Below are 3,190 nucleotides of genomic sequence, written 5' to 3'. Positions count from 1 at the left end.
AAAGCTACAAGACGCTCTGCCAGACATTACCAAATTCGGAGATGGGATCTCAAACGAATGGCACTAAGAAAAGCTATAAGCTATATGAGGTAAGGATTTAAACTTTTAATCAATGAACAGTGAGTGGGCAGGTGAAGCGATCGCTCCCGGATCAGATAGACCTTCATGGATGGGGCGATGATGCACGGGCTGTCCAAAAATTATAAGAATAGGAAAAGCTTACTCGTTCATGAAATACTTTCATTGATACGAATAAGCCAACAACATAAATACTACTGTGACACTACGAGTACAAATTCTCAAGCAAACATTTAGTCAAAGTTTGGGACTACCCTTTAAAGAACTGTTACCAGAATCTGTAATTGAGCAGGCTTTGACGGAGCTAAAAATTAAATATTATCAGCGATTATTTGACCCCATAGTAACGCTGTGGGCGTTTTTATCTCAGGTTTTGGATACTGATAAAAGTTGCCATAATGCAGTGAGTAAAGTTATTGCTTATTTGGCATGTCAAAGAGTAGAAATTCCATCAACTGATACAAGCGCGTATTGTCAAGCGCGGTCTAGATTACCAGAAAAGTTATTAGAAAAACTTTTTAATCAGTCTGGACAAAGCTTAGAAAAAAGGGTAGGGAAAGAACATTTATGGTGTGGTCGAAATGTGAAGGTGATAGACGGGTCAACTGTGTCCATGCCTGACACTTTAGAGAACCAGAAAGAATACCCTCAACCAAATACTCAAAAAGCTGGATGTGGGTTTCCAATTGCGAAGATTGGAGTGATATTCAGTTTAGCGACGGGAGCCGCTGTCGCATTGTGCATCGATGTTTTGAACACTCATGATATTAAACTTGCTCGTCAACTGTATCAGTTTCTTAATCCCTTAGATATCCTTTTAGGGGATAGAGCTTTTTGCGCTTACGCCGATATGGTTGCTATTAAAAAAATCAATTGTGATGCCGTATTTCGTAAGCATCAAGCTCGAAAAACTTCTATGCGAAAAGGTAAAATTATTGGAGACTGCGATAAATTAGTTACTTGGTACAAACCTAAAATCTGCCCTAAAGGATTGAGCCAAGATGAATTTGATGCTCTACCTCAAACTATAACTGTGCGAGAGATTTACTATTACATTGTTATTCCTGGTTTCCGTACAGAAAGAGTCAGTGTAATTACTACTCTCTTAGATAAAGCAACTTATTCTACTCTAGATATTGTTGGGCTTTACGGTAAACGGTGGGATGTTGAGCTAGATTTAAGACATCTCAAAACTACCTTGGGCATGGATGTTTTGCGGTGTAAAACCCCCTCAATGGTACGCAAAGAAATTTATGTTTATTTGCTCGCTTACAATCTACTTCGTAGTTTGATGTGGTCGGCAGGTAATACTTACGGTACTCCTCCGTTGCGCTTGTCTTTACAAGGTACTCGCCATCATTTGAATAACTTTATTCCCCAATTGTTAGCTGCTCACAACACAAAACGTCTTGAAATTTATCGCACTTTACTAAAAGTTATCGTTCACAAGACTGTGAGTGATCGCCCTGGTAGAAGTGAACCACGAGTTCGTAAACGCCGCCCAAAAGCTTACCCCTTGATGACAAAACCCCGGCGTGAATTACGCAAGCAATTACAAACTGCTTAAACCACAAGTGTTCCAGCTTTTCTTAGTGCCATTCGGATCTCAAACAGTTTTTTGATAACCCACCTCAATCAATTAAAAAACGCATTGCTGCTCTTGATGTTGAAGCGATTAATTACTTATTAGGGAGACGAGCATGACACAGCAAATCACTCCCCTTAAAACTCAAAAAGTTCTTGACCTCTGCTCCGGTATTGGTGGCTTCACCCTCGGTCACATGATTAGCGGTGGTTTTGAAACTGTAGCTTTTTGCGAAATCAACGAGTACTGCCAGCAGGTGTTAAGTCTACGCTTCCCGCATATTCCAATTATTCCAGACATTCATGACATCACAATTGAGTCTCTTTACCGAGTCGGAGTTGGAGAAGTTGACGGTATTATCGCCGGACTCCCCTGCCCTCCCTTCAGCCTCGCCGGAAAGGGCAAAGAGTGATGTTGTGTTGTCACGATAAGGGAACAAAACAGCGTCTCATTTTGGGAATTGCACTTGTGAATAATTCCTGGTTTTACGTTGTTGAATTGATGTCGCCAACGTTAACTAAATCACCAACTAATGAGAGTCGTTTCTCACTGGTCGGTGAAAAAAGTTTGATGCGGGTTAAAGTCTGATTTTTTCTAATCACGCAACGAAAAATTATCACAGAACTGAAAATTATGTCACAAATTGAAATCGCCGAAATCATAGAGCAGATAAAACAAGAAATTGAAGTTGACGCTAATGGTCAGGGTAAAGCCAGTGTTCGGGATGTTGGGTAAAACAATGCCTGTCCCCCGCCTGGAATGCCTGTACGGTGACAAAGGCTGTGACTATATTTACTCCAATAGCGTGTTTTTGAAACCTCTGACTTGGACAGACTCTCTGACCAAGTTACGCGACTGCATTACCGGATTGACTGGCTATAAGTTCCGCATCGTCATCGGCAACCAGTACCGCAGTGGTATTGATTCGATTGGCTGGCATTCTGACAATGAGCCATCAATGGGATTTAACCCAGCCATCGCATCAGTCAGCCTGGGGTCATGTCGCAAATTCCAAATCAAGCCCATCAGCGGCCGACCAACGGATTTCTGGCTGGAACATGGCAGTTTACTTGTGATGCACCCTGGTTGTCAGTCCACACATCTGCATCAGCTTCCCAAGACCAACAAAGTTGTTAGCACCCGTATTAATCTGACATTTCGACCACACACCGGAGGCGGGAGATGATTCTGACAAGTCCAGTGATCATGTAAAATGACAGTCTCTTAGTTCATGCGTACTAATTAATCCGGTTAAAAAGCAGTCAATAGGACGAAAAAAACAACTACCAATACAAGTCCTGTTGATTGCTGAACTAAAAACGACGGTTTTTTAACCCACGTTAACCAACTTAAAAGGCGGTATACCTCAATACCCCAAGCTTTGCATTGCCTCAAAATATTGGAGAGGATATGATTTTAAAAACGAATTCTCGAACCAAACATTTAACCAGCAATTCTCATTTTGAAAAAAGTAACAGAAAATTCTGTTATTTAAATAGAGAACTTGTGTTTAAGCATCATTTTTTG

4 protein-coding genes are annotated in these 3,190 nt (G+C 41.1%); all 4 read left to right on the top strand.

Annotated elements, in window-relative coordinates; translation table 11 throughout:
* Window positions 1-277: 277 nt before the first annotated feature.
* The 4 genes from HWQ37_RS24775 (at window position 278) to HWQ37_RS24760 (ending at window position 2,849) form a co-directional block, all read left to right on the top strand.
* Window positions 278-1,645, top strand: coding sequence for an IS4 family transposase (locus HWQ37_RS24775; RefSeq protein WP_292752203.1), 1,368 nt, complete (start codon window positions 278-280; stop codon window positions 1,643-1,645).
* A gap of 133 nt (window positions 1,646-1,778) precedes the next feature.
* Entirely contained in the window at window positions 1,779-2,075 is a 297-nt protein-coding gene (locus HWQ37_RS24770; protein WP_292752200.1) for a DNA cytosine methyltransferase, read from the top strand.
* A complete protein-coding gene (locus HWQ37_RS24765; RefSeq protein ID WP_292752197.1) occupies window positions 2,075-2,251 on the top strand; it encodes a DUF1392 family protein in 177 nt (58 codons plus the stop codon). Before HWQ37_RS24770 ends, HWQ37_RS24765 begins: the two co-directional genes overlap by 1 nt.
* Before the next feature lie 109 nt (window positions 2,252-2,360).
* Entirely contained in the window at window positions 2,361-2,849 is a 489-nt protein-coding gene (locus tag HWQ37_RS24760; RefSeq protein ID WP_363318182.1) for an alpha-ketoglutarate-dependent dioxygenase AlkB family protein, read from the top strand.
* Window positions 2,850-3,190 lie beyond the last annotated feature (341 nt).

It is taken from the genome of Nostoc sp. NMS4, from assembly GCF_017115095.1.
GTDB lineage: Bacteria > Cyanobacteriota > Cyanobacteriia > Cyanobacteriales > Nostocaceae > Nostoc.
Note: the sequence above shows the minus strand (reverse complement) of the source record. Positions and strands in the feature narration are given on the sequence as shown.